Raw genomic sequence first — 25,979 nt, 5'->3', positions numbered from 1 at the left:
ACTTGAAATCAGCCCCGTAGGCCTCATCGGCGGCGACCCAGGCGGCCGGGAGGCCGGCATCCCAGCAAACGGGCGACCATCGCCCGGGCCAGGGCCGGCTTGGTGATGAACTCGCGGTCGGCCGGTATCTTCGCCGCCGCGCACCGCTGGGCGTCATCAGTCCAAGACTTCGGCAAGTACAACTCCCGGTCGATCAGCGCCCGGCGGCGGGAGGAGGCGTAGGCGGCGAACACGCCGATCTGGCAGTTGTCGACCTTGCCGGACGTGCCGGTGTACTCCCCTGGCCACGCCCGCCGAGGTCACGCCCTTCTTGATGAATCCGGTGTTGTCGACGATCAGCACGCCGCCCGGCTCGCCGAGCCGTTCAGCCACGAAGTCTCGTACGTCGTCACGCATCGCATCGGCGTCCCAGCACGCTCCGGCCAGCAGCCGCTGCAAGCCGTCAGGGGTCGCGTGACCGGCGTACTCCGCCAGTTGCCAGCCGTTCTTCCTGCTCACCGGCGCCAAAAGTCCACGGACATAGTCCCGCATCCGTAATCGCGGCTCCCGCCGCGCGAACCGCTCGCCGAGCCGCAAAAGCAACGACTCCAGCTCGGACTGCCACGCTCCGACCTGCTCGATGTCCTCGACTATCGCCATGAGCTGCTCAACGACGACTCAGAGGCCTGAGTCACTTGAAAGAGGGCCCGAACCCGCACAGACGAGCACGGGCCCGCACTACAATCACCACGGGCCCGCTGGCCAGCGCAGACACCGAACCGCTGCTGGAGTACTAGCAGTGGCCGTAGACCCTGACGATCAGCGCGTCCGGCGCCAGCGCATCGAGATACCGGTACATCCCGTCGCCGAAGCCAGCGTTGCCGCGCGCGTCGTTGTAAGCGTCGGGCCTATGGGGACACCCGCTGCCGCAGGTTCCGTGATGCGCGGCGCCGTCGGCCTCGATCCACCATCCGTCGAGGGTGACCAGGTTCCAGCCGCCCAGTTGCCGGGTCACGACCTTGTCCGCGAAAGCCTCCGCACCCCAGCCGACGTACGCGAGATCGTTCGGCCAGAATTGGATCTCCGCCGAAGAGCGTTGCGGGTCATGGCTGCCGAGCGGGTGGGCCGCCCGAAATGCCCGCATGGCTGACTGCGCCTCAAATTCGGCGAACACCTGGTTGGGGTCGAAGCCACCGTTGGGATCAGGCTGAAGCCGACTCTTGATGAGCGACAGGGGCAGGGCCGGTGGGTGCTCCACGGCCAGCCGGTGCCACACCTCCCACGCCTCGATGGCCAGCGCCCGGCCCAACTCCGGCCGCTCGGACAGATCGAGCAGTTCCCGAGGGCCTCCCGCGCACATGCCGGGGAAGCTCAGTCTCGGCGCGTTGTCCTGCCAGTGAGGGCTGTCGTGGATCAGCCGCGCGTCGTCCTCGCAGCCGGGCCGGACCCAGAAGCCGTAGCCATCGCTGCCGCCCGCGATACGCCAGCTGTCCCAGAGGGAGCCGAAGTCCCATTCCAGATCGGTCTTCGCGCCGAACGGCGCGAGCGCGGTGGCCAGCGCGCCGGCGAGGTCCGAGCCGGCCTGCGGCGGCAGGCACACGGTCGCTGCATACCCTGCCATGCGGATTCTCCTCCTAGCGACGTGGCGACGTGGCGACGTGATGAGCAGCCACATGCTAGGGCCGGGGCATGTCGGCGTCGAGGCGATTAATCCGCATCCAGGTCCCGGCGGCAGACAATCACAGAGCCCTGCCACAACACCTGGCTTTCGCCCCACGAATGAGCGGCCCCCGGCATGAGTCCGAGCCGGGACTGTTCGCCCTAGTCATCCAAGCGGCACCCTGCCAGTTGCCCTGACCAGCAGGAGGGCGCGGCCGGGCATTCGGGAACTAGTTGTGCTTTGTTAGGTCGGGTGTGCGGTGCCGAGGTCGCTGAGGGTGAGGGGCCTGGTGCAGGTGGGGCAGGTGCCGGTCCAGATCGCCAGGATGACCTGCAGTTCTCGCAGGACGTGATAGACGGTCAGGCCGGCGTAGGGGCTTTTGGGTCGCTGCGCAGGAGTGTGCAGAAGGCCTGGGCGGCGGTGGCTAGGGTGAGGTGTCGGTGCCATCCGGTGTAGCTGCGGCCTTCGAAGTGGTCGATGCCCAGGCCATGTTTGAGTTCGCGGTAGTCGTGTTCGATGCGCTGGCTCGGAAGGGCTGAACCCGATCCATATGACGGCCTGACGCAGACCCGTTGTCGGTCGGTGCGGTCTGGCATGATCGCCTCCCGGCTTTCAGGAAGCGAGGTAGGCATGGACGAGCGTCCGGACCCGATCCAGATCGTTGCGCGGCCGAGTAGTGCGATCGCACAGGACCAGAAGCAGGCGTTTGGCATCTGGATCCCCCTGGCTGGCAAAGCCGACTGGCAGGTCGACGCGCTGGACGAGGCGGTCGCGTGGTCGGCTGGTGAATGTGGTGTCGTGGATGTCGAAGGACTGCGTTACCTGATCAGAGCGGGACTTCGAAGCCGCAGCAAGGCTGTGATCGTTCCTGGCGATCACGTCGGGGTCCACGTTTCTGACCTGGTAACGGGGCGCAGGTCGTTTCCCGCCAAGCCGGTCTTCGCGTCGACCGTGTGGGCGGAGCCATTGCTGCCGTGACGTCGCGGAGGTCGGTGACGGTTCGGATGGTCGAGCGGGGACCAGTCAGGCCTTGACTTGCTCGTCGGAGGCGGGGCGGACGCGCTCGGTATGACGGTCTGAGTCGGGACCACTGCTGCTAGGTTTGGGTTGTTCTGCCAGACGTTTCGGCTGGGCTCTCCCGGTCTGGGCGATCTGCCGTGCCTGGGTATGGGCGAGGCGGTAGGACTCGGTGCCGGTCTCGATGATTGTGCCGTTGTAAGTGAGTCTGTCGACGATGGCCGAGCAGAGCCGCGGATCGGTGAAGGTCCGCGTCCAGCTGCTGAATGACTCGTTACTTGCTATCGCGACGCTGTTCTTCTCCTCCCGTTGCCGGCTGACGGCGCCTCGGCCCTGTTTCAGGGATCAACCAGCGCTATCTGAAGAACTCCACCATCCTGACCACCGACGTGGGCATCGCCGACTGGGCCAACGTCTTCGGTGACGCCACCGTCGCCGCCGCGATGCTTGACCGGCTGCTGCACCGGGCCGCCGTCGTCGGCATCGATGGACCCTCATACCGGCTGCGCAACCACCAAAAGCACATCTCTGTCCTACGCGAAGGAGTCAACGCCCGTGTCTCCTGAGACCGCCACCTGCCCGATCTGCAAAGGCGAGTTCGACGTCTCGCCCTACGGCTCCGATCGGCGCGTCTACTGCTCACGCCGATGCCGCGAGCTGGCCCGGCTGCAACGCGACCACGCCAAGGACGCCGCCGCCCAGGCCCTCCTGGCCGCCGGCGCCAACCCGGACATCGTCGTCGGCAAACGCACATCCGTGAAACAGGACGCGAACCCGCCGGCGGTGACCGGGGCGGCCACCGGCCAGGCCCTGGAGCCGGCCGCCACCCGCTCCTGCCCACACTGCGGCGAGGCCAGCACCATCGTCGCCCTGCTCACCACCCCCGAAGCCGCCAGACCAGCTCTGCCACTGAGTACCTCGGCCGGCAGCGACGTCATCCCGATCCGCCGCGCTTGACCTCAGCGGCCGGCTCGCGCGAAAACCGCCAGGCCGGCCACCTACGATCGCACGGGCACCCCGAGCTCCTCCAACAGCGACGGCCGGGACAAGATCTCGGACACCGTCTCGCCGATGGCCGCGATGGTTTCCTCGTCAGTGCGCGCCCAGCGCGGCCCGGCATCGATCAAGAGATCGAACACGCCACCGTCGCCAGGATCGTCGGTCTCGTAGGCTTCGATGCCGAGTCTGCCATCGACCGTCACGCGGTCCTGTTCGAAGACCACCTGCAATTCGACCACCACAACTCGGCCGTCGGTGAGCACCAGGCACTGCCCATCGTGATAACGCACAGGTTCCGCCTCTTCGCCATACTGCCAGGTCGGGCCGAGAGCTTTGCGCTCAATGACCTGATATGGCTGGGCCTGCGAGTCGAAGTCCGACGCAAAGCGCTTGAGCTGGTAGTGAGACTGACGCAACACGGCCGCCAACACCGGGCCAGAGAGCATGACCTACCTCCTCGTTCGGGACGGGGAGGAGCCTACGACAACGCACCCACCAGCGATCACGCCGACAGATCAGGGCGAACATATCCGCGACGCCCACTCCAATGGCATGCCATCAACCAGAGCGCGAACCTTCAAAATCAGGGCTCTGTCGGAGATCTTGTTGCGGTCGTCGCGGATGGCCTGATTCCGCTCGTTCTTTGCCGGTGGCACCTGGCAAAGTTCTGGGTATGAGCAGCTTCGATGGTCTTCTGTCTAGGGTGCACGCATGGGTGGTCGTGGCGTGAGTATCTTCTCCGCAGCGGATTTGGCCGAGCCTTCTCTCGTCTGGGTCGAGTCGATGGGCGGCCCACTTATCGCCGTACCGGTTTCTGCGCTGGCCCGATGGCATGGGTGCACCCAGTCAGGGATGACCGTCGGGAGCGGCGAGGTTCTGGACGACTACGACCGCGCTTGTGAGGTGGAGGGCCTGGCCGGCGTGATCTCTGTCGGCGAGAAAGGAGCCCAGGGGCTGGTCCTTGCCGATGAGCCCGCCAGCAGCTGCTACCTGCCGGAACATCGCGCCTTCGTCCGCTGGCTCGCGGCTAACGGCGAGACCGATCTGATCGCCGCGGCCCAGAGAGTGCTTGCCGACCCTGCCACCCCGTGGGAGGAGTGCGGCACCTGGACCACCGACGGCCCGGCGGTGCTCATGGACTCTGTGACAGCTGGGACCGAGCTTGGCGTCGAGTATCCGAACGGCGGCGAGCTGCCGGAGCAGGCGCGTATCCCGCTCCAGCCCGGCACTTGGATGGTTCGCGCTGTCCACGCGTCGACGATCGACGAGACCTCGGTGGGCGTGATCCAACTCCTGCCACTGGCGTCGAGCAGATATAACATCCTCTGCCGAGGGAGCGCGTGTCTGCATCTCCGACAGAACCCTGGCTTCATCTCGGCCGGGGAGTTTGTTGCGCCTAGATGGTCGGCGTGTCGGTCCCGAGTCGGCGGCGTGCCGTTGACGATCCTGAACCGCGTGCTTGATTCAGGGTCTTGAGCAGCTATTTCCGCATCTGATGTTCGCGCGGCTGGAGTCGATTGACGTCCGGGCTGATGTCGTGGTGTTCGCGGTGGCCTCGACGTTGCTGACCGCGACCTGCCCGCGGTGTGGATCGGAGTCGGCCAGGACGCATGGCGGATACCGCAGGACCTTGGCGGATCTGCCGATCGCGGGCCGCCGGATAGAGCTCGACGTGGGCGTTCGGCGGTTCCGGTGCCTGGACTCGGGTTGCCCGGCGGCAACGTTCGCCGAGCAGATACCCGGCTTGACCGTGCCGTTCGCCCGCCGGACCAAGCCGCAGGCCCGCGCGCTAACCGAGATCGGGCTGGCGCTGGCCGGCCGGTCCGGGTCCCGGCTGGCCGCGACGCTGGGTATGGCCGCCGGGCGTGACCTGCTGCTGGGCCTGGTCCGCGCTCAGCCGGATCCGGAGATCCCGGCACTGACCGCTTTGGGGATCGACGATTTCGCGCTGCGACGCGGCCATCGCTATGGCACCATCCTGATCGATATGAAGACCCACCGGCCGATCGACGTGCTGCCGGACCGGCAGAGCGCTACCGTCGCGGCCTGGCTGGCCGACCGCTGCGGCATTGAGATCGTGTGCAGGGACAGAGCCGGCGCCTACAGTGAGGCGATCCGCACCGGCGCTCCGGACGCGGTGCAGGTGGCAGACCGGTTCCATCTGTGGCGAAACCTCGGCAAGGCCGTGGACAAGACGGTGCGGGTCCACCACGGCTGCCTGCGCCAGAGCCCCGACGACGTCACGACCGAGACCGTCGACGGTCCCGTGGCCGCCGAGCCCGCCGAGACCGCCGAGACCGCCGAGACCACGATCCCGCTGACCGCCTACGGCCATCCCAGCAAACTCGCCGCCCGCACCCTGGGGGCGCCATGCCCTGATCCGGAACCTGATAGCCGAAGGCAAGACGATGGCCCAGATTGCCCGCGAGCAGCGGCTCGATCCGCGCACCGTTCGCCGCTTCGCCACCGCCGAGCACCCCGAGCAACTCCTCGGCCGGGTCGTCGGCCGCTCCAACAAGCTTGACGAATACAAGCCCTACCTGTTGGAGCGCATCGCCGCCGGGGTCACCCAGGCCAACACCCTGCACGCCGAGATCCAGACCCTGGGCTGGCGCGGCAGCGTCCAGACCGTCCGCCGCTTCATCTTCCCGCTGCGCGGCGCGAAGAAGCTGCCACCACCCCCACCACCACGGGTCCGCGACATCGTCCGCTGGACCATGACCGACCCGGAGCACCTCACCATCGATGACATGCTCGCGCTCAAGGAGGTCCGCGCGCGCTGCCCCGAACTCGACGCCCTTGCCGGCCACGTCGCGTCCTTCGCAACCATGATGTGTAACCTCACCGGCCACGACCTGCGCACCTGGTGCGCAAACGTCCGTGCCGACGACCTGCCCGCGTTGCACTCACTGGCCGACGGGTTCCTTCGCGACGAGGACGCCGTCACCGCCGGACTCAGCCTGCCCTGGAACTCCGGCGCAGTAGAAGGTGCTGTGACACGCATCAAGTTCCTGAAACGACAGATGTTCGGCCGCGCGAAGTTCGACCTTCTCCGCAAGCGGATCTTGCTCGCGACCTGAGCACAACAAGATCGCCGACAGAGCCAAAATCAGAGAGCCTTAACACCAGGCCCGGCATGCCATGGAGGAGGCCGCACGAAAGGCCTGGCGCCGCGGGGACAAGGCGGGGTGGCGTGCGGCGAAGGACGAGCTGGCCGCGATGCCGCCCTTGCGTCCGGTATGCAACGCTGCGGCGCGTCAGAAGCTCCGGTCCACGCTGCGCTCGGCGCTGTCCGCGCCCAACAGTTGGTCACGATCAATGTGGCGGCGTTGGCGGAGTTGGAGTCTGGGCCAAGTCCCAAGGCGTTGGTGTGGACGCCTGAGCGGGTCGCGCGTTGGCGTGTCACGGGTGAGGTGCCCTCGACGGTGATGGTGTGGACCGCGCAGCAGACGAAGACGTTCCTGGAGCGGGCCGCGGGCCATTCGTATTTCACGTTGTTCCATCTGGTCGCCTTCTTGGGGCTGCGTCGGGGTGAGGCGTGCGGGCTGCGCTGGTCGGATGTGGACTTGGATGCCAGGACAGTGAGTGTGCTTCAGCAGATTGTGCAGGTGGGCTGGGCTACTGAGGTAACGACGCCGAAGTCGGGGGCGGGAGAGCGGGATCTGGCCCTGGCCGAGGTGACGGTCGGCGTTCTGAACCGGCACCAGCAGGCGCAGCGGAAGGCCAAGGCTGCTGCAGGCACAGCTTGGATCGACAGCGGGCTGGTGTCCACCAAGGCTGACGGGGATGCGCTGCACCCGGCGTGGGTCAGTGACGAGTTCAAGCTTCTCGTTAAGGAGGCGGACCTGCCGCCGATCCGGCTTCATGACTTGAGGCACGGCGCGGCCAGTTTGGCCTTGGCCGGCGGGGTGGATGTGAAGGTGGTCTCCGAGATGCTTGGGCACTCCACGACCGCCATCACCCGGGACACCTACACCGCTGTGTTCGACGAGTTGAAGCATGCCGCCGCGGCGGCGATCGCCGCAGCCATCAATGGCGCCCGGCCCGGCGCCAGGGCTCCTGGGGCGAGTGCGGGGGCCGCGTGAACCGCAGTCGCTGAGCAGTTCGGAGGTCCGCTTAAGCGGAGGACAGGGGTCGCATGATCGGTGTATGGATTAGTGCCGGGAAATGTTCGGCCTACTGGACCGACTGACTTTGCGCAGGTCGAGTGGGGTGTTTGCAATGGCTGCCTGGACCACACCCTGGACCATCGATCAGGGCGGGTAGCAGAACCCCGATTCTGTGGGCCGAAAATCCGCTGGACGGGGCTGGGAGGTCAGGGCCCGTAGATGGCGAACCGGAACGCAGTTGGAACGCACCCTGGACCACGCCTGGACCAAAAGATCAACGACCCGTCAGGTTGTCTAGACCTCACCAAGATCTAAAACACAAAACCCCAGCTCATAGCTATGAGCTAGGGTCTTACTACGGGTGCGCCGCCAGGGACTTGAACCCCGAACCCGCGGATTAAGAGAGGCTTGATCGGAGTTCGCTGGTTGGAGCAGTGTCCCGGCGTGTTGGCTGGCGGGGTGTGTCGGCCCGCCCCTCTCTGACAGTCTCGGCCGAGACGCTCGATTTGTCGGGTTAGTCTGGATGGGCGAGGCGTCCGGCGCATTGGATAGTCACATCGGTTGTCTTGGTGCTGGGTGAAATAGCTAGTCGAGGCGAACAGGGGGCGACCCCGCCACCCGCCACGCTAATTCGTCGGTACGTCGGCCATAAGTCGGGGGTCGTCGTAGGGGACCAGGCTGTTCTCCTCGATCATTGGAATGATGGCCTCGTACAACTCCTCGCCAGCGGGGCTGGGGTGGCCGGCATGACGTTCGGCGACCTGGAAGCCCGCGCCAGCCACAAGGTCTGCGAGTTGCAGGGAAGGGTGGCGGCTTGACTCTCCACGGACCAGTTCACCCATACGGACCTGCGAGACCATATAGCGGAACTCCTGAATACCGCGTCCACTCAGGTCTGCGTGCAGCTGGTCCAGGTGCCTGTCTGTGAGGACCTTCTGATCATCAGTGAGGACGTTGACCCTGCCAATCCGTATTGACCACAGCCGACTCATTGCAAAGACTGCAGGAAATAGCGGCTCTAGCGCCTCTAGCCAGAGCCCGTTCTGGACGTCCAGCGCGTGAGCATCGATCTCGGTGCGGCAGGCACGCAGCAACTCCAGCACTTCGCTGACGTTGCGACGATGAGAGCGACCCCATGCCTTCTCTACCGCATTGAAGAACTCCTCGGCGCTAGTGCCGCGGTTCTTGCTGGCAGCGAAGTCGACCGCCGCTTGAAGAAGGTCACTGAAGCCGTCGGACCCGAGCGCGCGGGAGCCATCAGTGAACAGAGTCCTGGCCAGTTTCCGGGCTTCGCCCGTGTTGCGAATGTCGACGCCAGCGTTATGTGCCTTCGTCTCGACGAACAGGTCGATGAGTTTGGCAACGACGACGTACTGCTTGTCCACGACATACACCGATGCTCTGGACCCCAGCGGTCCATCGTGACGGAGTATCTCGTTGAGCACCCCACGCTGCCGAGACCTCCCGTCCCGGGCGAACGAGGTACTGAACTTGAGCTCCGCCGAGGCGATCCGGGCCTCGCGCCGGATTGCCTCCACGATCGGTAGAGCGTCCTCGTCGCTGATCGCGACAGAGCCGATGATCAGATACCGGCTGCGGGATGCGCCGAGAAGCTGTTCACCATCCCACCCGGACTCGTCTATTGCGATCCAGCGGCCCTCTGGGTCTCCATCGCGAGTCGGATCCACCCGGTTACGTCGGCGATACTTCTCGCCAAGCAGGGCGGTGCCGCTGTTCGGCGGCCGATGACCGGGTTGTTGGCTCACCTGGAAATTGTGCACGATTGACGGCCGGGATCGACGTCGAATGCTTTGAGAGTGGTTCGGGTCAGCCCAGCGCGCGACCGCAGCGAGCCGTAGGTGGCTGCAGCTAAGTCCGGAGCGCTAGTTCCAATGACGAGTTCAGGCTCTAGCACAACCCGCGCGTGCCGGTGCTTGCCGCCACCCCGGCTTCGTTGAGCAGCAGCCGCACCGCCTCCTGGCCCATGGCGCGGCCGGGCATGTCCACCGCGGTGAGTGGGACTGGGGCGGCGCCGGCGGTGCGGTGTCTCCGCGGGCCGACGACTGCCACCCGTTCAGGTCCACAGATGCAGACCATGATGTGCAGCTCGTGGATGATGGCGATGGCGCGTTGGTGGGTCACAGCAATGATGCCGTCCGGGAGCCGTTCCAGTGCTCGGGAGGCCAGGTTCGTGGCGAGTTACGTGTCCGTTGTCGATGGTGAGGCCGGGGTTGCCGATCTTCTCCAGGATGATCTGGCCGCCAGCCACCCCCCCCCGTGCGGAGAGAGCCCTTCCTAACCGAGGCGACTCACCGCCCTTATCTACCGCGACCGCGTGGCGGGTGGCCTACTTGGAACCGCCCGCCGCACTGGCAGCTTCAGTCCTTCCGCCATGCTTTAGCGCGACGTCAGGATTGCCCAGTGAGCTTCTCCGGAGCGACCCATTCGGCGGTGAGGTCCCGGCACACCACACGTACCGAGCTGTCCCAGAATGCGATCTCGTGCGCGCAGCCGTACGGATGCGGCACGATCTCGTCCAGTGCGAGGCTCTCGAAGCGTGCGCCGTATTCCGTGCTGGGCGGGGCGACGTCGAGCGCCAGGTTGCTGACGTCCGCGTATCGGAGCACCAGCCATTCGTCGTGCTTCAGGCCGCTGGACTTCAGGATGATCTGGACGTCTACCGCCTCGAACTCGATTTCGTGCGTGATCGGGCCCAGGGCCAGGTCCTTAACGCATCGGCGGCTGTAGAAGTCGTAGTGTGCCGGGTCTGTGGCGAAGGCGCGTGCTCCGGGCGGTAGCTCCTCGGCGAGCTGGGGGAGGGCTGCGAGGTATGCCTGTGCGGACAAGACGCCGTCTTCGATGCTGACGTATTTCATCCGGGGTAGTTCCCTGGTGCGATCCGGGGCCGTTTCCAGTTGTCGCCTGTGACGTCGTCGACGCCTTTGTCGCCGAGGCGTCCCTGGATGCGCATGGTATCGATGGCGATGCCTTTCAGGTGGTTCTCGATGTTCTGCGGCACGGTGATGTCGTCGCCGAGGCTGTGCTTGGCGAACCAGCCGTCACTGCCGAAGGCGCCGAGTTCAGTCCCGCCCCCCTTCTTACCCTTCCATACGTGGATTTCGAAGTCTTGCTGGCCGGCAGTCTCGAAGCGGTCGAGATGGAAGGTCCAGCCGTCCGGGTGGTAGAACGTCTTCCGCTTCTGCGCGCCCATCAGGCCGAGCGGGTCTGCAAGCACCAGTGGGTTGCGGACGTAGGTGTGCGGGTTTGGTGCCGGTGCCAGGCCTAGTGGGTCTGGGGAGGCGAATGTGCCTGTGCCGCTGTCGTAGTAGCGGAAGTGGCTGTACTCCATCCCGGTTTCCGGGTCGTGGTATTGGCCGGGGAACCGTAGCGGGAAGTCGACGTTGGCGCTGGAGCTGCTGATGGTCGCTGCGGTCGGGGCGCCCCACAGTGTGCTCTGGCGCTGCCACGCTATTCGGCCGTCTGCGTCGAGGAGTTCGGTGGGGGTGCCGATGCCGTCGGTGATGATGGCGTGGAATGCCCGGTCGACCTCGGCTGCGGATGCGCCGTCGACCCAGGTGGTGCGGGTCTGTGCCGCGACGGCGAATGTGTCGGGTTCGAAGTCCCAGGTCAGCGCGGTCCACGCCCCGTCAGCGCCGCGTCCGGACTGTTCGGCCAGGTCGCTGCCGTCCCAGCTGAAGACCAGCTGCTCGGCTGGTGTGCCGTCGACGCCGAGCCGGGTCTTGGCCACCCGGCGGCCAAGGGCGTCGTAGGCGTAGTGCCATACCGTGCCGTCCGGTGTCTCGGCCTGGACCAGCCGGTCCTGGGCGTCCCATGTGTACGACCACTGCCGCACCTGCCCGGACAGCAGGCGCCGCCGGACCCGAACCACGCGGCCTTGGCCGTCGTGCTCGTAGTGGGTGCGTCCGGCCCGGCGGACGCCGAGCCCGGCGAATTCCCGGTCGCCGAGCGTGGCCGCCGTATCCGAATCCTGCGATCCGATCCCGGCGGACCGGGAGGCGTTCACGATCGCCCCGGCCGGGTCGTAGGCGTATTCTTCGCGCCACGCCCCGGCGTCGACCGCGGTGATCCGGCCCATCGGGTCCAGCTGGAATCGGCGGTCGCCGTGCCGCTCATCAACGATGTGCAGCGGGTAGCCGTCAGCGCGGTAGCCGAATCCGCGGCCCAGAATTCGGGCGTCGGGTCCGCCGGTCGTAGCAGCGCCGCCGCTTTCGGCCCGGACTTCCTGGCCGACCAGCCGGTCCATCGCGTCCCAGGCCTGGTTGAGCACCGCAGCCGCGCCGAGCCGCCGCGTTGTCTCGCGTCCGGCGGCGTCGTAGCCGAACTCCAGCCCCCCGCCGACCGTGGCGAGCGCGAAGGGCCGGCTGGCGACGTCGTAGGCCCACTTACTGACCGCCCCGGTCGGCGTGACCCGTCGGACCCGGCGTCCGGCGGCGTCGTACTCGGTGGCCATGGTGCGGCCGTTCACCGTTTCGGCGATGACCCGGTCGCAGGCGTCGCGGGTGAATACCACGTCGGCGTCCGGTGTGGTGGCGCGGGTCAGCTGTCCGGCAAGGTCGAAGGTGTAGTCGGCGAGCACGTGGTTGTCAGTGCTGGTCTGGATGATCCGGCCGCAGACGTCGCGTCGGTGCCGCAGTTCCTGACCGGCGCCGTTGACCCGGCCGATCAGGCGTCGCGTCGGGTCACGGTGGTAGGTCAGGGTGCGGCCGTCGAAGTCGGTCTCGCCGACCAACCGGCCGGCCGCGTCGTACACGTAACTCCAGCGCGGGCCGTCGCCTACCCCGGTGCGCCCCGGTCCGGTGACTGCGGTGAGCCGCAGCTCGGTGTCGAAGACGAAGGTGTAGCGCACACCGTCCTGCCCGGTGTGGGCGATCGGCTTGGCGAAGGCCCCGTACTCGGTGCTGATCACACCACCGGCCGCGTCGACCTCGCGGACCAGGTTACCGGCGGCGTCGTAGGCGCGTTCCTCGCGCGTGCCATCCGGCAGCACACGCCACAGCAGCAAGCCTTCGGTGGACCAGCCGCTGCGGGTCTGATTACCGAGCGGGTCGACGGACTCCACGACCTGGCCGAACATGTCGCGCCGCAGCTGGGTGACCGCACCGAGCGGGTCGGCGACCGTGATGGGCAACCCGGCCGCATCGCTCTGGTATCGGGTGGCCGCACCGAACTCGTCGACCACGGCGGTCAGTCGGCCCCGCTCGTCGTATTCGTACCGGGTCTGGGCGCCGGCCGGGTCGACGACAGCGACGACGTTCCCCCGGTCGTCGTACAGACGCTGCCACACGGCGCCGTGGGGGAGGACAGCGCGGGTCGGCAGGTGGTGCGCGTCGTATTCGATAGCGACTGTGCCGCCGTCCGGTCGCTCGATGCGCACCAGGTCGCCGCGCTCATCGAGGTTGTAGCGGTAGACGTGGCCGAGCTGGTCTGCCTCGTGAAGAAGCCGACCGTACCGGTCGTATGCGAAGATTTCGGCGTGGCCCAGCGGATCGGTGATCCGCGTGATGTGGGCGTCCTCGTCGTACTCGTAGACGGTCGCGTGGCCGAGCGAGTCGGTGACTGTGGTGGAGCGCCCGGCCTCGTCGTAGACGAACCCCGCGGACAGCACACCCCCGACACCCACGCTGTGCCGCACGCGGCACCACTCGTCGTACTCGTACTCGTAACGGAACCCGACCTGGTCGATCCAGGCCGTGATCTGGTTCAACGCGTCATACTCGTAGCGGTACGGGACCCCGCTGGAGTCGACAATCTCCGTCAGCCGCCCGAGTTCGTCGTAGCCGAACTCCTTGACCGTGGTGCCGACCTCCGGGCCGCCCTCGGTAAGCAGCCGCAGGGTGACCACTCGAACCCCGGCGCCTGTCGCTGTGGTGTCGACGGCGATCCGGTAGCCGGCCGTGGTGACAGCGGTCGGTGTGCCCTGCGCGTCGCGGTGGAAGTCGATCCGGTTGCGGTTGCGGTCGGTGATCGCTGTCAGGTCTCTGATTTGTCCGCGGTCGTCGGTGTGGTGCACGGTCGGGAAGTGCCGCACCTGACCGGTGGCCGGGTCGGTGATCCAGATCTCATCGGCGCGGCGGTCCCAGACCAGCGGCCAACGCACCCCGTCCTCGGGCAGGACCTCCTCATCATCGGCCGGCAGCGGGTAACGCAGGGTCCTGGCGTCCTCGCCTGCGAAGTGGATCCCGGTCGCGGTGATCGCGACCCGCTGGTCCAGACTCGACGACCAGCCAGGCCCGAACAGCCGACCGGTCGCGTAACTGGACGCGTAGGCCCGCTCCAGGACCAGCGGAAGCACGCCCGGCAGGCTCACATCGACGGCCTCGGCGATCATCTGCCCGCACACCACATCCACCGGGTCGCCGCCCTTGGTGGCGGCACTATCACCGCGGGCACCGATGCGATCCATCAGCTTGCCGCCGAACTTCTGCAGCAGCTTCCCGCCGACCATGGTGCCGACCAACAGGCCACCGTCCAGGAGCGCGTCACCCCAGTGGCCCTGCATCACATCGCCACCAACCTGGATCACCGCCCCGGCGGTGGCCACACCGGCCAGCACGTTGGCCCCGATCGCCAGGCCGGCGGTGATCACGTCCAGGCCAGGGACCCAAGAGGTGGCGAACGCGACGACGTCCAGGACCACCGCTACCTCGCCGGCGTACTGGGCGATCTCCCCGCCCCACTTGGACAAGTCTTCGCCGACGTGCTGCCACCAGGACTTGTTGTGGATGCCGTCGTGTTGGGCGTGACCAAGGGCCGTGGCACACGCCTTGGCCGCGGTGATGCGGTCGTTGTAAGCGTCGTTGGCTTGCGCGGTCAGCGCGGCCATATGGGCCTTGGCGTTGTTCAGGTTGGTCTGTGCGGTATCGTGCGCGGTTTGGGCGTCGCTGACTGCTTGTGGGTTGGGGTTGGCGGTGTGGTTCTGCTGCGCCGTCTTCAAATCGGCTGCGGCAGTGGTGGCGTTGGTGGTGGCGCGTTGCAGGTCGGCGTTGGCGTCTTGGGCTTGGCGCAGGGCGGAGTCAGCCTTGGACTGCGCTGCCTGAAGGGCCGGTGCGTAGGCCGAAAGGGCGTCGGAAGCTTCGCTGTAGGACGTGAACAGCTTCTGCAAGCGCCCCGGCAACGGACCGTACTGGCCCTTGAACGACTCAGCGGTCTGACCAACCCACTGCATTGCCGCGGTATCTGAGCCGAACGAGTTCAGGCTCCGATACGCCGACTCCACATCGTGGGCGAAGTCCCCGAACTCCTTCGCCAACGCCTGTACCGACTCCACGACACCAGGGGTCGGGTCCCCGTCCAAACCCAGAATTTCCCAACCTGTCGGACGCGCCATCAGTCAAGCCCCCGGTGCTCTCGAACAATCTGGCGTGTAGGCAGTCGTGGAAGTAAGTCAGTACTCGAACTTATCCTCCCCCTACACAAGAGATCGAGTGTACAAGCCAGTGTCGATCTCAGTAACTCCTTGGCGCGAAGCGACTACTACTGACTCTGGCGGATTGATGTCAGTTCGCCACAGAAGGCAGTGGCAGCGGTGGCCCCTGATGTCGCTGGCCGCGCGGCGGCAAAGCGGCCAGTAGGGGTGACTGCCCAGTCGTTGGTGAACTCCCCGTCTTCGCCGACAGCCGACTCGACGGCGCCGATGATCTCCGTGTCATCGGCCTTGTGGCTGTCGGCTTCAACATCGCCGATCCCTGTGCCGATGATCCGCAGGCGGATCCAAAGGCCCGGCGTGAGGATCAGTTTGCTCACGGATGTCGCTGAGCGCGAGTTCTCCGGTCAGCGAGACCCTGCAGAGCCAATCGCGCAGCGTGTCAGCCTCGCCCTGGATCAGTGGCGGGCTGTCGACCGTCCGCAGCCTCGGCTTGCGCCCCGCCGGCGTGAATTGTCGCCGTTAGCGAAGGCCAGCGGCCGAGCTGGTCGCACAACAATCCCACCCGGTCGCGCACGTTCACATCCGTATCCCGTTCCTCCTCTCCGCCCTCGCCCCACCATTCCAAAGTCGGGGACAGCGTAGGCGAGGGGTACTAGCATCCGAGGGGTATCCAAGCCGCGCGCTTGCTGACGCGTGAGTCGGGACATGGTTCACACCAGCAGAGATACGGGCAATTAGGGGAAACCGCACATGGCAGCAGACCGGCAGTCGGACCACGCCGCTGACCCTGCTGATCTTCTGTGGACGTTTGTGCGCCGTGCTGAAAACGATCCTGCCCTCATTCTCGATAGCGGAGCTAACAGTGCCTTCGTTGCTCTGTCGAGCGTAAAGGCCCAGAAGAAGGGCACTGCTGCTGTTGAGGCTGCTCAGGTGCTGGGGATGTACCACTGGCTGCGCTATCTGGCGCTGCCCGATGAGCAAGCAGCTGACGAACTCTCTCTGGCAATCAACTACTCCACGCCGCTTTATAGGAGCCGCCCCGAATGCGTGCCACCGCTGTTGCACGCGATCATGATTGAATGTCTCGACCACACACCTAAACGTGTTGATTCGCTTCTGCTGTACAACTACGCTTGCGACCTGCTCACTTCTTATCGGCGCACCAAGCAGTTGCATTTGCTTGAGCGGGCCATCCGCCTGCTCGAAGACGCCGCCGCTGATCCTCCCACCAACGTCTCTTACCAACTCAATATCCTGCACAATCTCGCGGTTGCGTTGCGAACGCTGTACGAGCGCACCGGGGAGTTGGGAGACGCAGAGGAGGCGGTTCAGGTGTGGCGGGACGCCCTGGCCGCCGTGCCCAGCCAGGACCCGGAGCGCGCCAACTACCTGCACGGGCTCGCTGTCAGTCTGCAGACTCTGGGCGATCACACCGGGGGACAGAGCGCGTTGGAAGAAGCGGTTCGGGTCGGGCGGGAGGCCGTGGCCGCCACACCCGAGGGCCACCCAAAACGCGCTGGTTATCTCAATGACCTCGGTGCCGCATTGCTGGGGTTGCACAACCTCAGCTTGGAGATGAGCGTGATCGAAGAGGCTGTGCAGGTCGGGCGCGAGGTGATGGCTGCTACCCCCCGTGACCACCCAAGCTACGCCGGATACCTGACCAACCTCGGCAATGCACTCGGCGAGCTCTTCACACGCACTGGCAAGGTGAGCACCCTGGAGGAAGCGGCACGCGTGTCGCGTGAGGCCGTGGCCGCCACGACCCGTGACGATCCGAACCGGTCCATATTCTTGACCAACCTTGGGAATATCCTCCGGCAGCATTACGAGCGCACTGACCGGCTTTCCTCCCTGGAGGAAGCAGTGCAGGTCGGGCGGGAATCCGTCGCGCTCGAATCAGACAGCGGACGCCTGAATAATCTCGGCATCGCTCTCCGGGAACTTTACGAGCGGACAGGTCAACTGGCGGCGCTGGAGGACGCGGTTAGGTTCCTACGGGATACCGTTCTCGTCACAGCGGCTGACCATGTTGACACTGCCAAGCATCTGGACCATCTCGGGGAAGCCCTCCAAGTGTTGTACGAATCCACGGGGCAACTGCCCCTGCTGGAGGAAGCGGTCCAGGTCGGACGGAGAGCAGTCGCCGCCGCACCCCGGAGCGTGCCTGGTTACGGTGCTCGATTGAGAACCTTGGCAACGGGCCTCCATCTCTTGTCCATGCGTACGGGAGACTTGGGCAGTCTGGAGGAGGCGATCCAACTCGGACGACAGGCAGGGTATTCGGGCAACCTTGCACTCTTCCTTCGGTCGTGGTTCGTGCGTACCGGGGATTCGGGCGCTCTGGAGGAGGCGATCCAACTCGGACGAAAAGTAGTCGCGGCCTCGTCCCGCGACGGGCCTGCACGTGGTCTCTGGCTGGGCAACCTTGGGCTCTTTCTCGCAGACCTTTATGGCAGGACCGAGGAATTGAGCGTGTTGGAGGAGGCGATCCAGGTTGGGCGAGAAGCAGTCGCTGCCACGCCTACCGAAAGCCCTGACCACGCGCTGTTCCTCGGCAATCTCGGGTCCGCTCTCCATGCTCAGTACAAGCGGACCGGCAATCTGGACGCTTTGGAGGAGGCGATCCGGGCTGCGCGGGAATCGGTGGCCGGGACTTCCGAGGCACCCGTGCGACTTATGAACTTCAACAACCTCGCGAACTCTCTGCGGGACCTTTACCAGCGGACCGGAGATTTGGCGACGTTGGAGGAGGCGATTCAGCTCCTGCGGGAGGCGCTGGCCGCCACCGTTGACGGTGAATCCAGCCGCATCGAACGCATTCACAACCTCGGAAATCTCCTCCAGCAGCTTTACAAGCGCACGGGCGAGGCGAGCGCTTTGCAGGAGGCTTGTCGATGCTACCGCGAGGTCGGGGACAATCCGGCGGGCACAACGAGCCTACGGATCTGGTCGTACCGCGATTACGCGCACTTCGCCACAGACCTTGATACCCCTCAAAACAGACTGGCGGCGCTAGAGAATGCCATCGACCTGCTGGACAGCCTAGCCCCGGGCAGCTTGGCGCGCGTAGACCGCGAACACCACATTGGTGAGTTGCGCGGCCTGGCAGGCCAAGCAGCATCAGCTGCGCTGGCTGCGGACCAACCAGAGCGCGCCGTTGAATTGTTGGAGCGCACTCGCGGCATCCTCGCCGCTGACACTCTGGGAGCCAGAGGCCGCGATGCGGCCCGCCTGCGGCAGAAATATCCGCAACTGGCAGACGAATTCGAGCAACTGCGCACCAAACTCGATATCCTGCAGCGATCCCACCCCACGCCAGAGCATGCCGAGCGGAGCACTGGAATCACGGCACTGGAAACCACCCGGGATGACAACCAGCATTTGGCTGCCGAGCGGAAAGACGCTCACGACTCGTGGCGCCGGCTACTCGACCGTATCCGTAGCGCTCCTGGATTCAAGAGTTTTCTGTAGGCACATCCAGTCGACGAGCTCGCATGCCACGCGCACAATGGGCCTATCGCGCTGGTCACTACCGATCGCAACCGGTGCGATGCCCTGATCCTCACGAGCACCGATTGCCCTGTGGAGGTAGTGCCTCTGGAGGGGCTAACCCACGCCGCGACTGCCGAGCAGTCAAACCGGCTCCTAGCCGCCCGCCATACGGCCACCGATCACCGACTCGACCCCATGACACGTGCCGGAGCCCAGCAGGAGATCCTGGCCGTCCTGGCCTGGCTTTGGGATACCGTCGCCGATCCGGTACTCACCCATCTCGGCTACACGACTTCCCCTGGGGTGGGAGAGCAGTGGCCCAGGCTGTGGTGGTGTCCGGTTGGGCCACTCGCGTTTCTACCCCTGCACGCGGCCGGCCACCATGCAGAAGATCCTCCAGCTGGGCCGACCGGCGCGCGTACCGTGCTGGACCGCGTGATTTCTTCCTACACCACCACCGTGCGCGCGCTAGGCCACGCCCGCACCCGTCTGCTCGAACCCGCTCCCGCGACGCCTACTGTCCTGCTCGTCCCCGTAGCTGACACTCCTGGCGCACTGCTTCCCGGCGTAATTGACGAAGCCGCCGCTATCTCCGAACTCGTCCCCGACGCGGAACTACTCACCAGGCCAACGCGCGACACCGTACTGCAGGCCCTTCCTAACCACCGCATCGCCCATTTCGCCTGTCACGGTTATGGCGATTGGAGCGACCCCGCCCGCAGCCATCTCGTTCTTAACGACTGCGCCACCGCTCCGCTGACGATCGCCGACATCAGTGCGCTGAACCTGACCGCCTCCTTGGCCTACCTCTCAGCTTGCGACACCAACGTCACCGCGTCGCGCCTGATCGACGAGTCACTCCATATCACCAGCGCATTCCAACTCGCCGGCTACCAACATGTCATCGGCACCCTGTGGTCCATCAACGACCGCAGCGCCGCCCAACTCGCCACCGACTTCTACGATTACCTCACCGACCACGGGACTACGCCACCGCAAACCGACCGCAGCGCCCACGCCCTGCACTACGCCGTACGGCGCGAACGCTCCCGTTACCCCCACAGCCCCACCCTGTGGGCCGCCAGCATCCATACCGGCGCATGAAAGTGAACCGCAGCGGGAGTGTGCCATGCCCCCTCCGTTCGACAGCCAGGTCAGGGGACAGCCTTGACCTGGCTGTCAAAGCCGTCGCTGTGGCCTGAACCCGGGGCGCTTCAAGTTGGGGTCGGGCAGGTCTGAACGTTGCTGCAAAGCGGGAGTGTTCTCGGGAGTAGCTTCCGCTAGGCGTGTTTTGAGTGAGGCGTGCCGGAATTGGTAGACGGTGACTGTCGCCGGTTCGTCGGCGGTGAGCAGGTGGTGAAGCAGCACGAGCTTCGCGACGACGCGGTCCTTGCGCAGGTAGACCGCCTTCGCTGGCTGTGAGCCCGAGGCATTGGCGCTGCGGTGGCCGTGCCGACAGTGGTAGCCGGGGGGCGGTTGACCCAGTGTCCTTCGAAGGCGCGCTCGCAGACCGCGCAGCGCAGCAGTCCTTTGATGGACCACCTTTTGCACCAGCAGGACCACCTGTACGGTGCCGCGCTCAGGGAAGCGGTGGTGCAGATGTTGTTGCTGGCAGTGCGCGCAATAGGTTGCCAATCGCCGCTCCGATTTCGGCTCGAGGAGCGGTATCGGAGATGCCTAGTGCAGCGGCAAGTGTCGTGAGGTGTAAATCGACAGCGGTCTCGACGAGACTGGCTAGAGTAACGGCCGCTGAGCGGACACGTGCGACTGCTGTGAGCAAGACGGCGACGCTCACGGCGGCGGAGGGCCACCAAAGCGCGGCGAGGACGAGATATGCGAGTCCCCAGCTGACGAGGCGACTCGCGTTAGTATAAGACTCTTGAGCAGAGGCTAGATCAGCTCGAAATGTGTCGGGAAGAACGCTCCACAAGCGCGGCCACATAATGTCGGGGTCAATGCCCGAGCTTGACCGCAGATGTGTTCCCGCCTGGAGAAACCGGTCGCCGATCGCGGTTGGGCGCCGTGGCCGGGTAGTGCCAATTCGGTTGAGCCTGTACTGCGCTCGCTGAGCATGACGTTCCGCGACGTTCGTATCGAGGCCGTGGCGCTGTGGCTGTGCGGCGGCGGCAATGGCCGTCTTCAGCCGTGCCGCAGCAGCGTCCCAATTCTTCTGGCGCCAGCTAAGCAGCCAGGAAAGAGGTGGTAGATCACCGGGTAGGACCCATAGTCGCTGGACTAGTGCGGCGCTGCCGGATACCGCGAGACCAACCGCGGCGGAACCAAGGAGCGCCGCAACGCCGACAAGTAGAACAGCGGCGAGGTCATGGCTCGCTGGACGGGCCGCGGTCTGGTCGATCCAGAGACGCATCCGGGCGGCGTTCAGCGCATGCCGCTGACCCAGCCGGACAGATACAACTAGCGCCCCCAGCCATAGCAGACCTGGAAGAATCAACAGCTCTAGCCACCTATCGGCGGCCTTTTTGCCAAGCTCCGCCAGGAAACCGTTCATGGCGACGGAACCGTGAAGGAAGCCATCGGGGTTCCACCGGACATCGCGCATGGCGGAGCGGCCGGCTCCTCTGACGGCAGTACGACCCGCTCACACAGGCCCTGCGGGCAGACCCATGCCGACACGTTTGGATGGCCTGAAAGCCCAGGCGACAGGGGGTGGTAGCCCCTGACTGTGGTGCCGACAAGTCCAGCGCGTGCGCAGGCCTCTTCAATCTCGTCGACCCACTCGGCGATCCGCGGATCTTCGAGTGGGGATGTACCACGCCATGCCTCAACAAGCTGGTCAAGGGCGGAACCCGCCCCGCCATCGCGCACGATATCCGCTATCGACGGCCACCGGCTCAGTTGATCGCAGAATGCCGCGATCCGATCTCCGACCCCCACCATGTGCGCTACCTATCAGTTGGCCGTTCGACGTCACTTCGCACCCCATGACCATGCGGTCACCGTATGCTATCAGCGCGGCACGGTGTGACGACGTCAGCGAAACGCCCTACCGCACCGTGCCCGCCAAGGAGTAAGTGTGCTGAACCAAGGCAGCGAGCAGTCCGACGACGAGTATCAGAGCGCCAAAGCCCTGATCGAAAGATTCAAACAAAATGGCGATGCCACGCTTCTTGCAGAGATCGAGATTCATCTCCGGGCCTCGTTGTCCCACCTGAACGGAGACGACGAACGGCGAACGGCGCGCCTCGTGGATCTTGCAATGACACTTCAGCTGCAGAACGCAGACGCGTTCTCGACTGCGAAGTTGACGGAAGCCATCGATTCATATCGGCTGGCACTCGACCTTCCCGTGCTGGACCCGAGCCGTGCATCGATCGCCACCAATCTCGGGCTTGGGCTCAATGAGCTCTGGTCTCGGACCCGAGACAATGATTTGATTCCTGCAATTGTGGCTGCCATGCAGGATGCCGCGTCGTCAAATGCAGCAGGACCTCCGTCACGGCCGGAGCGCCTTATCAATCTCGGCGCCGCGCTCGGAACGCAATACGAACACGCAGGTGCGGGCGATCCAGTTGAGGCGGTCGCCGTTGGGCATGAAGCGGTCTCGCTCGTGCCACAAGGCCATCCGGTACGGGCGTCGATCCTCAGTAACCTTGTCGCCGCTCTGCGACGGCTGTACCAGCAGTCCGGTGAACTCAAGGACTTGAATGAAGCGGTGATCTACGGCCGCGAAGCCGCGGGAACCGCCCGGCGACACAACCACCCACAATTGCCGTCCGTTCTTTGCAACCTTTCAGTCGCCTTACAGGACGCCTATCGGCAAACCGGGGATCCCGCGTTCATCACCGAAGCTATCGGCGTCGGCGATGAAGCAGCCGCGCTGCCTGCCGCGAACCACCTTGAGCGCGTGGCAATCCTTTCAAACCTGTCATCGGCATACCAAACTCGAGCGGAACTGACAGGCGACGCGACGTCCGCTGTCTCCGCGGTCGAAACCAGCAGTCTCCTTTTTGCGGAGGTGGGCCCTGACGACCCGGATCGGGCCTGGGCGCTGTCGCAGCATAGTGAGAGCTTGCGCGGGCAGTATCTCCTCTCGCGACATGCCGGGACGCTAGACGAGGCGGTGCGTGTAAGCCGACAGGCCGTGGATTCCTGCCCAGAGGACAGCTCAAAGCGTGCGGAGTGCTTGCACGCCTTCGGCGTCGCCCTGCATATGCAGGCCGAGCGCCGTGGAAGCGCCGACCTGCTGGCGCAGGCCATCGAAGCTGGACAGGAGGCTATGACGCTTGCGCTAGATCGCACCGACGACTATGCCGCGATTGCGGCGAGTCTCGGTGTGATGTTCCAGACGCAGTTCGTCCTCACGGGCGATGCGGATGCGCTTGCCAGCGCAGTCGAGGTGGGTTACCGCGCTGTGCAGACCAGTCGTGCGAACCCTGCTAGGCATCCTGTGATCTTGAATGGCCTTGCTGGGTCGCTCCAGCTGCAGGCTGATCGGCATAAGGACGCAGATCTTCTGTCTCAAGCTGTCGCCGTCGGTCGTCAAGCTGTCGCGGCCTCCCACCGCGAGGATCCTGGCCGCGTTGGGCGTATCAGTAACCTGGCACTCGGGCTGAGGAATCTGTTCGAGGCCACTGGCGACGAAAGGGTGCTGCACGAGGCCGCCGATATGCTCCGGGCTGAGACGGCGGACCTGTCTCCCAGTCACCAATCCTATCCATGGTGCATGAACAGTCTCGTTACCGTGCTGAGAGCACTCTTCGACGTAACGAGAAATGTGCAAGTGCTCGTCGAGGCGATTGACGCCGGCCAACGGGCCGCCCAGGCCATCTCCGCCGATCAGGGCATGTACTCGACGGTGCTCGCCAATCTTGGCGAGGCGCACCTATGCCTGTATCAGCAGACCGGGAACCCAGAGTCGCGGAACGAGGCATATGAGAGCTTCAGGAGCGCAGGCGTCTGCGAGTCGGGAGACCTCTCGGCCCGCATTGCTTCACTACGCCAAGCGGCAGTTTTGGCCAGTGATGGCGCTGCTCACGCAGAGGCTTTCGCGTTAGTTGAAATTGCCGTCGAGCTTCTGCCTCGCCTCACATCGGAAAACCTGCGAAGGTCCGATCGCGAATACCTTCTCGGAAAGCTCGGTTCCTTAGCGGGTATCGTGGCGGCCGTGTCCGTCGACGCTGGGCGGCCTCAGCGCGCCGTGGAACTCCTTGAACAATGCCGCGGCGTACTGGTAACAGGCACCCTCAGCGCGCGAGGCACAGATACAGCCCGCTTACAGCAGGAGGCCCCGGACCTGGCCCACGCCTTCACCGAGCTCCGCCATCAACTCGACATTGTGCAAGGGCTACCCGGAGCCTTGGACGGCGGCGAGGACCGGAAGCGGCTCCAGGCCGCGTGGAGCGAGATCGTCAGCCGCATTCGCTTGGTCGACGGCTTCCAAGACTTCATGGCGCCTCCGGTCGTTGAGAGACTAGCCCGGCTTGCCGTGGAAGGGCCCATCGTCCTCGTCTATGCCAGCCTCCTGCGGTGTGATGCACTGATCCTTAATACCGACACCGCTGACCCCGTCACTGTCGTGCCGCTGACGGGGTTCACGGAGAGCGACCTGCTCCATCAGGTGGCCCGTCTCACACTCGCACGGCAACAGAGCAGCGATCCACGCGCAGACCCGCAGGATCGCATTGACGCTCAGTCCGAGATCCTTGATGCATTGGCCTGGACGTGGGACGTGATCTGCGGACCTGTTCTGACCGCCCTTGGCCACACGACACAGCACGATGCCAGCGAGGCGACCCGTGTATGGTGGTGCCCCGTCGGGGCTGTCACATTCCTCCCGCTCCACGCCGCTGGCCATCACCGCAAACCCGACAACACTTCCGTTGAATGTCGGACTGTTCTCGACAGAGTGGTCTCCTCTTACACCACGACGCTTCTCGGGCTCGAGCATGCAAGACGCCTAGATCGAGACGAGCCGAACCCTGCGACGCTGGTCGTATCGGCACCGGACGTTCCTGATGCGCCACCGCTGCCGGGCGCACAACACGAGGCTGACATGGTCGCGACGTACCTCCCGAACGTCGAGATGCTCGTTGATCCGACGTGTCAGCAGGTCCTCGACGGTCTGCCGCGAAGCCGCATTGTGCACTTCGCATGCCACGCTCTGCCGGACGGCGCCGAGCCTGCGCAAAGCCGCATCCTCCTGCGAGACCATCTCTCAGAACCGCTGACTGTGGCCAAACTCGGCTCTCTCCGGCTGCCCAGCGGCTTGGCCTTCCTATCCGCATGCCAGACGGCGGTCACGGTGACGACGCTCGCCGATGAATCGGTACACGCTACGGGAGCGTTGTACCTGGCCGGCTACAACCAGGTCGTCGGTACGCTGTGGCCCGTCGAGGACATGTCGGCCTTCTGTTTCTCAGAGTCCTTCTATGCGTGGCTGGTAAGTGATGGCTCTGGACCAAGCCATACCTCTCGAGGTTTTTCGGCTCTTCACCACGCCACACTTCGGATGCGAGACCGTTTTCTCCAGGCCCCATCAATTTGGGCGGCATACACGCATACGGGAATTTAGCAGCTCAGTTGGCCGTAAACCTCTGACGTGAATGCCCGGTAGGGCTATCTGCCGGTGTGAGTGTGAGCTGCCCAGAGGGTCGGAGCCATCGGGTACTGAGTGCGAAGACGCGTGGTGGCGCGGTGGAGCGCGTGGGCGGCGAGGTCGGAGGAGGGCGGCGTCGTGCCGTGGTTCGTGAGGTGGGAGTAGAAGTCTTCGGCGAACTTAGCTGCGGCGTCATCATTGATGGGCCAGAGAGCACCCACGACGTGTCGGTAGCCGGCCAGGTAGAAGGCACCCGTGAAATGAAAAGACTCGTCGGCTAGCCGGGGCGGGGCCAGGGCGGTGCCGCAGGCCGACAGGTATGCCAAGTCGGCATCGAGGTTCAGAGCGGTGATGTCAGCAACGGTGAGCGGCGTGGTGGCGTGGTCGGTCAGGATCAAGTGGCTGCGGGTGGGTTCGGTCCAGTCGGCGTAGCCCTGGCCGGAGAAGTGGACGATGCGGTACGCGGGTAGCGCGGCAAGCACGTCAGTGCGGGTGGGTTGGGCAAGGACGTGGGTGCCGGGGATCATTGCGGCGATGGCTGCGGTTTCGACGGTGACGCCAGGTAGTTCGGCGCCGGGCAAGTCCGGTACCGGGACGACCAGGCTGGCCGGAAGCGCGGTGTCGGGACGGGAAGCGCGGGAGTGGCCGAGGGCGCGCACAGTGGGGGTATAGGAGGAGATGACTAGTGCCGTATCAGGCAACGCTCGCCCTGGTGACGATCTGACGTGGGCGGAGGTCGTCTGCGTGCCGGTTCCGCCAGATGATGTAGCGGCGGGT

Annotated in this window: 21 protein-coding genes and 2 pseudogenes; 10 read left to right on the top strand and 13 right to left on the bottom strand. The window is 65.3% G+C overall.

Features of this window, described 5'->3' with window-relative positions:
- Positions 1-23 precede the first annotated feature (23 nt).
- The 4 genes and pseudogenes from ABH935_RS28225 to ABH935_RS28210 form a co-directional block, all read right to left on the bottom strand.
- A complete protein-coding gene (locus ABH935_RS28225; protein ID WP_370380960.1) occupies positions 24-233 on the bottom strand; it encodes a transposase in 210 nt (69 codons plus the stop codon).
- Positions 157-639, bottom strand: coding sequence for a transposase (locus ABH935_RS28220; protein ID WP_370380959.1), 483 nt, complete (start codon positions 637-639; stop codon positions 157-159). Before ABH935_RS28220 ends, ABH935_RS28225 begins: the two co-directional genes overlap by 77 nt.
- A gap of 133 nt (positions 640-772) precedes the next feature.
- Positions 773-1,600 carry a hypothetical protein gene (locus ABH935_RS28215; RefSeq protein WP_370380958.1) on the bottom strand — a complete coding sequence of 276 codons (828 nt, stop codon included), beginning with the start codon at positions 1,598-1,600 and terminating at the stop codon, positions 773-775.
- Between the two features lie 398 nt (positions 1,601-1,998).
- A pseudogene (locus ABH935_RS28210) lies at positions 1,999-2,160 on the bottom strand (IS701 family transposase); the annotation flags it as partial.
- A 109-nt stretch (positions 2,161-2,269) separates the two neighbouring features.
- Here ABH935_RS28210 and ABH935_RS28205 point away from each other — a divergent pair.
- Positions 2,270-2,617 (top strand): hypothetical protein, encoded by a 348-nt coding sequence (locus ABH935_RS28205; RefSeq protein ID WP_370380957.1) that lies wholly within the window; start codon positions 2,270-2,272, stop codon positions 2,615-2,617.
- 45 nt (positions 2,618-2,662) lie between these two features.
- On the opposite strand, the pseudogene ABH935_RS28200 reads toward ABH935_RS28205, so the two are convergent.
- Positions 2,663-2,977, bottom strand: a pseudogene (locus ABH935_RS28200) (ATP-binding protein); the annotation flags it as partial.
- Positions 2,978-3,045: 68 nt separating this feature from the next.
- Between ABH935_RS28200 and ABH935_RS28195 the strand changes: the two are divergent.
- Both ABH935_RS28195 and ABH935_RS28190 read left to right on the top strand, forming a co-directional pair.
- On the top strand, positions 3,046-3,222 hold the full coding sequence (locus tag ABH935_RS28195; RefSeq protein WP_370380956.1) for an ATP-binding protein: 177 nt from the start codon (positions 3,046-3,048) through the stop codon (positions 3,220-3,222).
- Positions 3,212-3,613, top strand: a complete 402-nt coding sequence (locus ABH935_RS28190; RefSeq protein WP_370380955.1) for a hypothetical protein — start codon at positions 3,212-3,214, stop codon at positions 3,611-3,613. The genes ABH935_RS28195 and ABH935_RS28190 overlap by 11 nt, the downstream gene beginning before the upstream one ends.
- 41 nt (positions 3,614-3,654) lie before the next feature.
- Here the strand turns inward: ABH935_RS28190 and ABH935_RS28185 are convergent, their stop codons facing one another.
- Complete coding sequence (locus ABH935_RS28185; RefSeq protein ID WP_370380954.1) at positions 3,655-4,101, bottom strand: hypothetical protein; 447 nt, start codon at positions 4,099-4,101, stop codon at positions 3,655-3,657.
- Positions 4,102-4,366: 265 nt separating this feature from the next.
- On the opposite strand from ABH935_RS28185, the gene ABH935_RS28180 reads away from it, so the two are divergent.
- The 4 genes from ABH935_RS28180 to ABH935_RS28165 all read left to right on the top strand — a co-directional run bounded on the left by ABH935_RS28180 (position 4,367) and on the right by ABH935_RS28165 (position 7,740).
- A complete protein-coding gene (locus ABH935_RS28180) occupies positions 4,367-5,131 on the top strand; it encodes an immunity 21 family protein (protein WP_370380953.1) in 765 nt (254 codons plus the stop codon).
- A gap of 19 nt (positions 5,132-5,150) precedes the next feature.
- On the top strand, positions 5,151-6,179 hold the full coding sequence (locus tag ABH935_RS28175) for an ISL3 family transposase (RefSeq protein ID WP_370380952.1): 1,029 nt from the start codon (positions 5,151-5,153) through the stop codon (positions 6,177-6,179).
- A complete protein-coding gene (locus ABH935_RS28170) occupies positions 6,064-6,735 on the top strand; it encodes a transposase (RefSeq protein WP_370380951.1) in 672 nt (223 codons plus the stop codon). The genes ABH935_RS28175 and ABH935_RS28170 overlap by 116 nt, the downstream gene beginning before the upstream one ends.
- A gap of 348 nt (positions 6,736-7,083) precedes the next feature.
- Positions 7,084-7,740: a site-specific integrase gene (locus tag ABH935_RS28165; RefSeq protein WP_370381113.1), complete on the top strand. Its 657-nt coding sequence runs from the start codon at positions 7,084-7,086 to the stop codon at positions 7,738-7,740.
- A 650-nt stretch (positions 7,741-8,390) separates the two neighbouring features.
- Here ABH935_RS28165 and ABH935_RS28160 read toward each other — a convergent pair.
- The 5 genes from ABH935_RS28160 to ABH935_RS28140 all read right to left on the bottom strand — a co-directional run bounded on the left by ABH935_RS28160 (position 8,391) and on the right by ABH935_RS28140 (position 15,528).
- Complete coding sequence (locus ABH935_RS28160) at positions 8,391-9,530, bottom strand: hypothetical protein (RefSeq protein ID WP_370380950.1); 1,140 nt, start codon at positions 9,528-9,530, stop codon at positions 8,391-8,393.
- A gap of 142 nt (positions 9,531-9,672) precedes the next feature.
- Positions 9,673-9,936 (bottom strand): substrate-binding domain-containing protein, encoded by a 264-nt coding sequence (locus ABH935_RS28155; protein WP_370381112.1) that lies wholly within the window; start codon positions 9,934-9,936, stop codon positions 9,673-9,675.
- Positions 9,937-10,172: 236 nt separating this feature from the next.
- Positions 10,173-10,640, bottom strand: a complete 468-nt coding sequence (locus tag ABH935_RS28150) for a hypothetical protein (protein ID WP_370380949.1) — start codon at positions 10,638-10,640, stop codon at positions 10,173-10,175.
- A complete protein-coding gene (locus ABH935_RS28145) occupies positions 10,637-15,052 on the bottom strand; it encodes a DUF6531 domain-containing protein (RefSeq protein ID WP_370380948.1) in 4,416 nt (1,471 codons plus the stop codon). Before ABH935_RS28145 ends, ABH935_RS28150 begins: the two co-directional genes overlap by 4 nt.
- Before the next feature lie 206 nt (positions 15,053-15,258).
- Positions 15,259-15,528: a hypothetical protein gene (locus ABH935_RS28140; protein ID WP_370380947.1), complete on the bottom strand. Its 270-nt coding sequence runs from the start codon at positions 15,526-15,528 to the stop codon at positions 15,259-15,261.
- Positions 15,529-15,901: 373 nt separating this feature from the next.
- Between ABH935_RS28140 and ABH935_RS28135 the strand changes: the two genes are divergently transcribed.
- Together ABH935_RS28135 and ABH935_RS28130 are read left to right on the top strand one after the other, a co-directional pair.
- Positions 15,902-18,625, top strand: a complete 2,724-nt coding sequence (locus tag ABH935_RS28135; protein ID WP_370380946.1) for a tetratricopeptide repeat protein — start codon at positions 15,902-15,904, stop codon at positions 18,623-18,625.
- 216 nt (positions 18,626-18,841) lie between these two features.
- The gene (locus ABH935_RS28130) at positions 18,842-19,750 is read left to right on the top strand and encodes a CHAT domain-containing protein (RefSeq protein WP_370380945.1); all 909 of its coding nucleotides are present in this window, start codon (positions 18,842-18,844) and stop codon (positions 19,748-19,750) included.
- A gap of 75 nt (positions 19,751-19,825) precedes the next feature.
- On the opposite strand, the gene ABH935_RS28125 is transcribed toward ABH935_RS28130, so the two are convergent.
- Positions 19,826-20,281 (bottom strand): hypothetical protein, encoded by a 456-nt coding sequence (locus tag ABH935_RS28125; protein WP_370380944.1) that lies wholly within the window; start codon positions 20,279-20,281, stop codon positions 19,826-19,828.
- A 1,399-nt stretch (positions 20,282-21,680) separates the two neighbouring features.
- Between ABH935_RS28125 and ABH935_RS28120 the strand changes: the two genes are divergently transcribed.
- Positions 21,681-25,178: a CHAT domain-containing protein gene (locus ABH935_RS28120; protein ID WP_370380943.1), complete on the top strand. Its 3,498-nt coding sequence runs from the start codon at positions 21,681-21,683 to the stop codon at positions 25,176-25,178.
- Positions 25,179-25,222: 44 nt separating this feature from the next.
- Here ABH935_RS28120 and ABH935_RS28115 read toward each other — a convergent pair whose 3' ends face one another.
- On the bottom strand, positions 25,223-25,903 hold the full coding sequence (locus ABH935_RS28115) for a CHAT domain-containing protein (protein ID WP_370381111.1): 681 nt from the start codon (positions 25,901-25,903) through the stop codon (positions 25,223-25,225).
- Positions 25,904-25,979: the final 76 nt, after the last annotated feature.

This window comes from Catenulispora sp. GAS73 (genome assembly GCF_041262085.1).
In the GTDB taxonomy this organism is placed as follows: domain Bacteria; phylum Actinomycetota; class Actinomycetes; order Streptomycetales; family Catenulisporaceae; genus Catenulispora.
The sequence above is the reverse complement of the archived record's forward strand: the minus strand, read 5'-3'. Positions and strand labels throughout refer to the sequence as shown.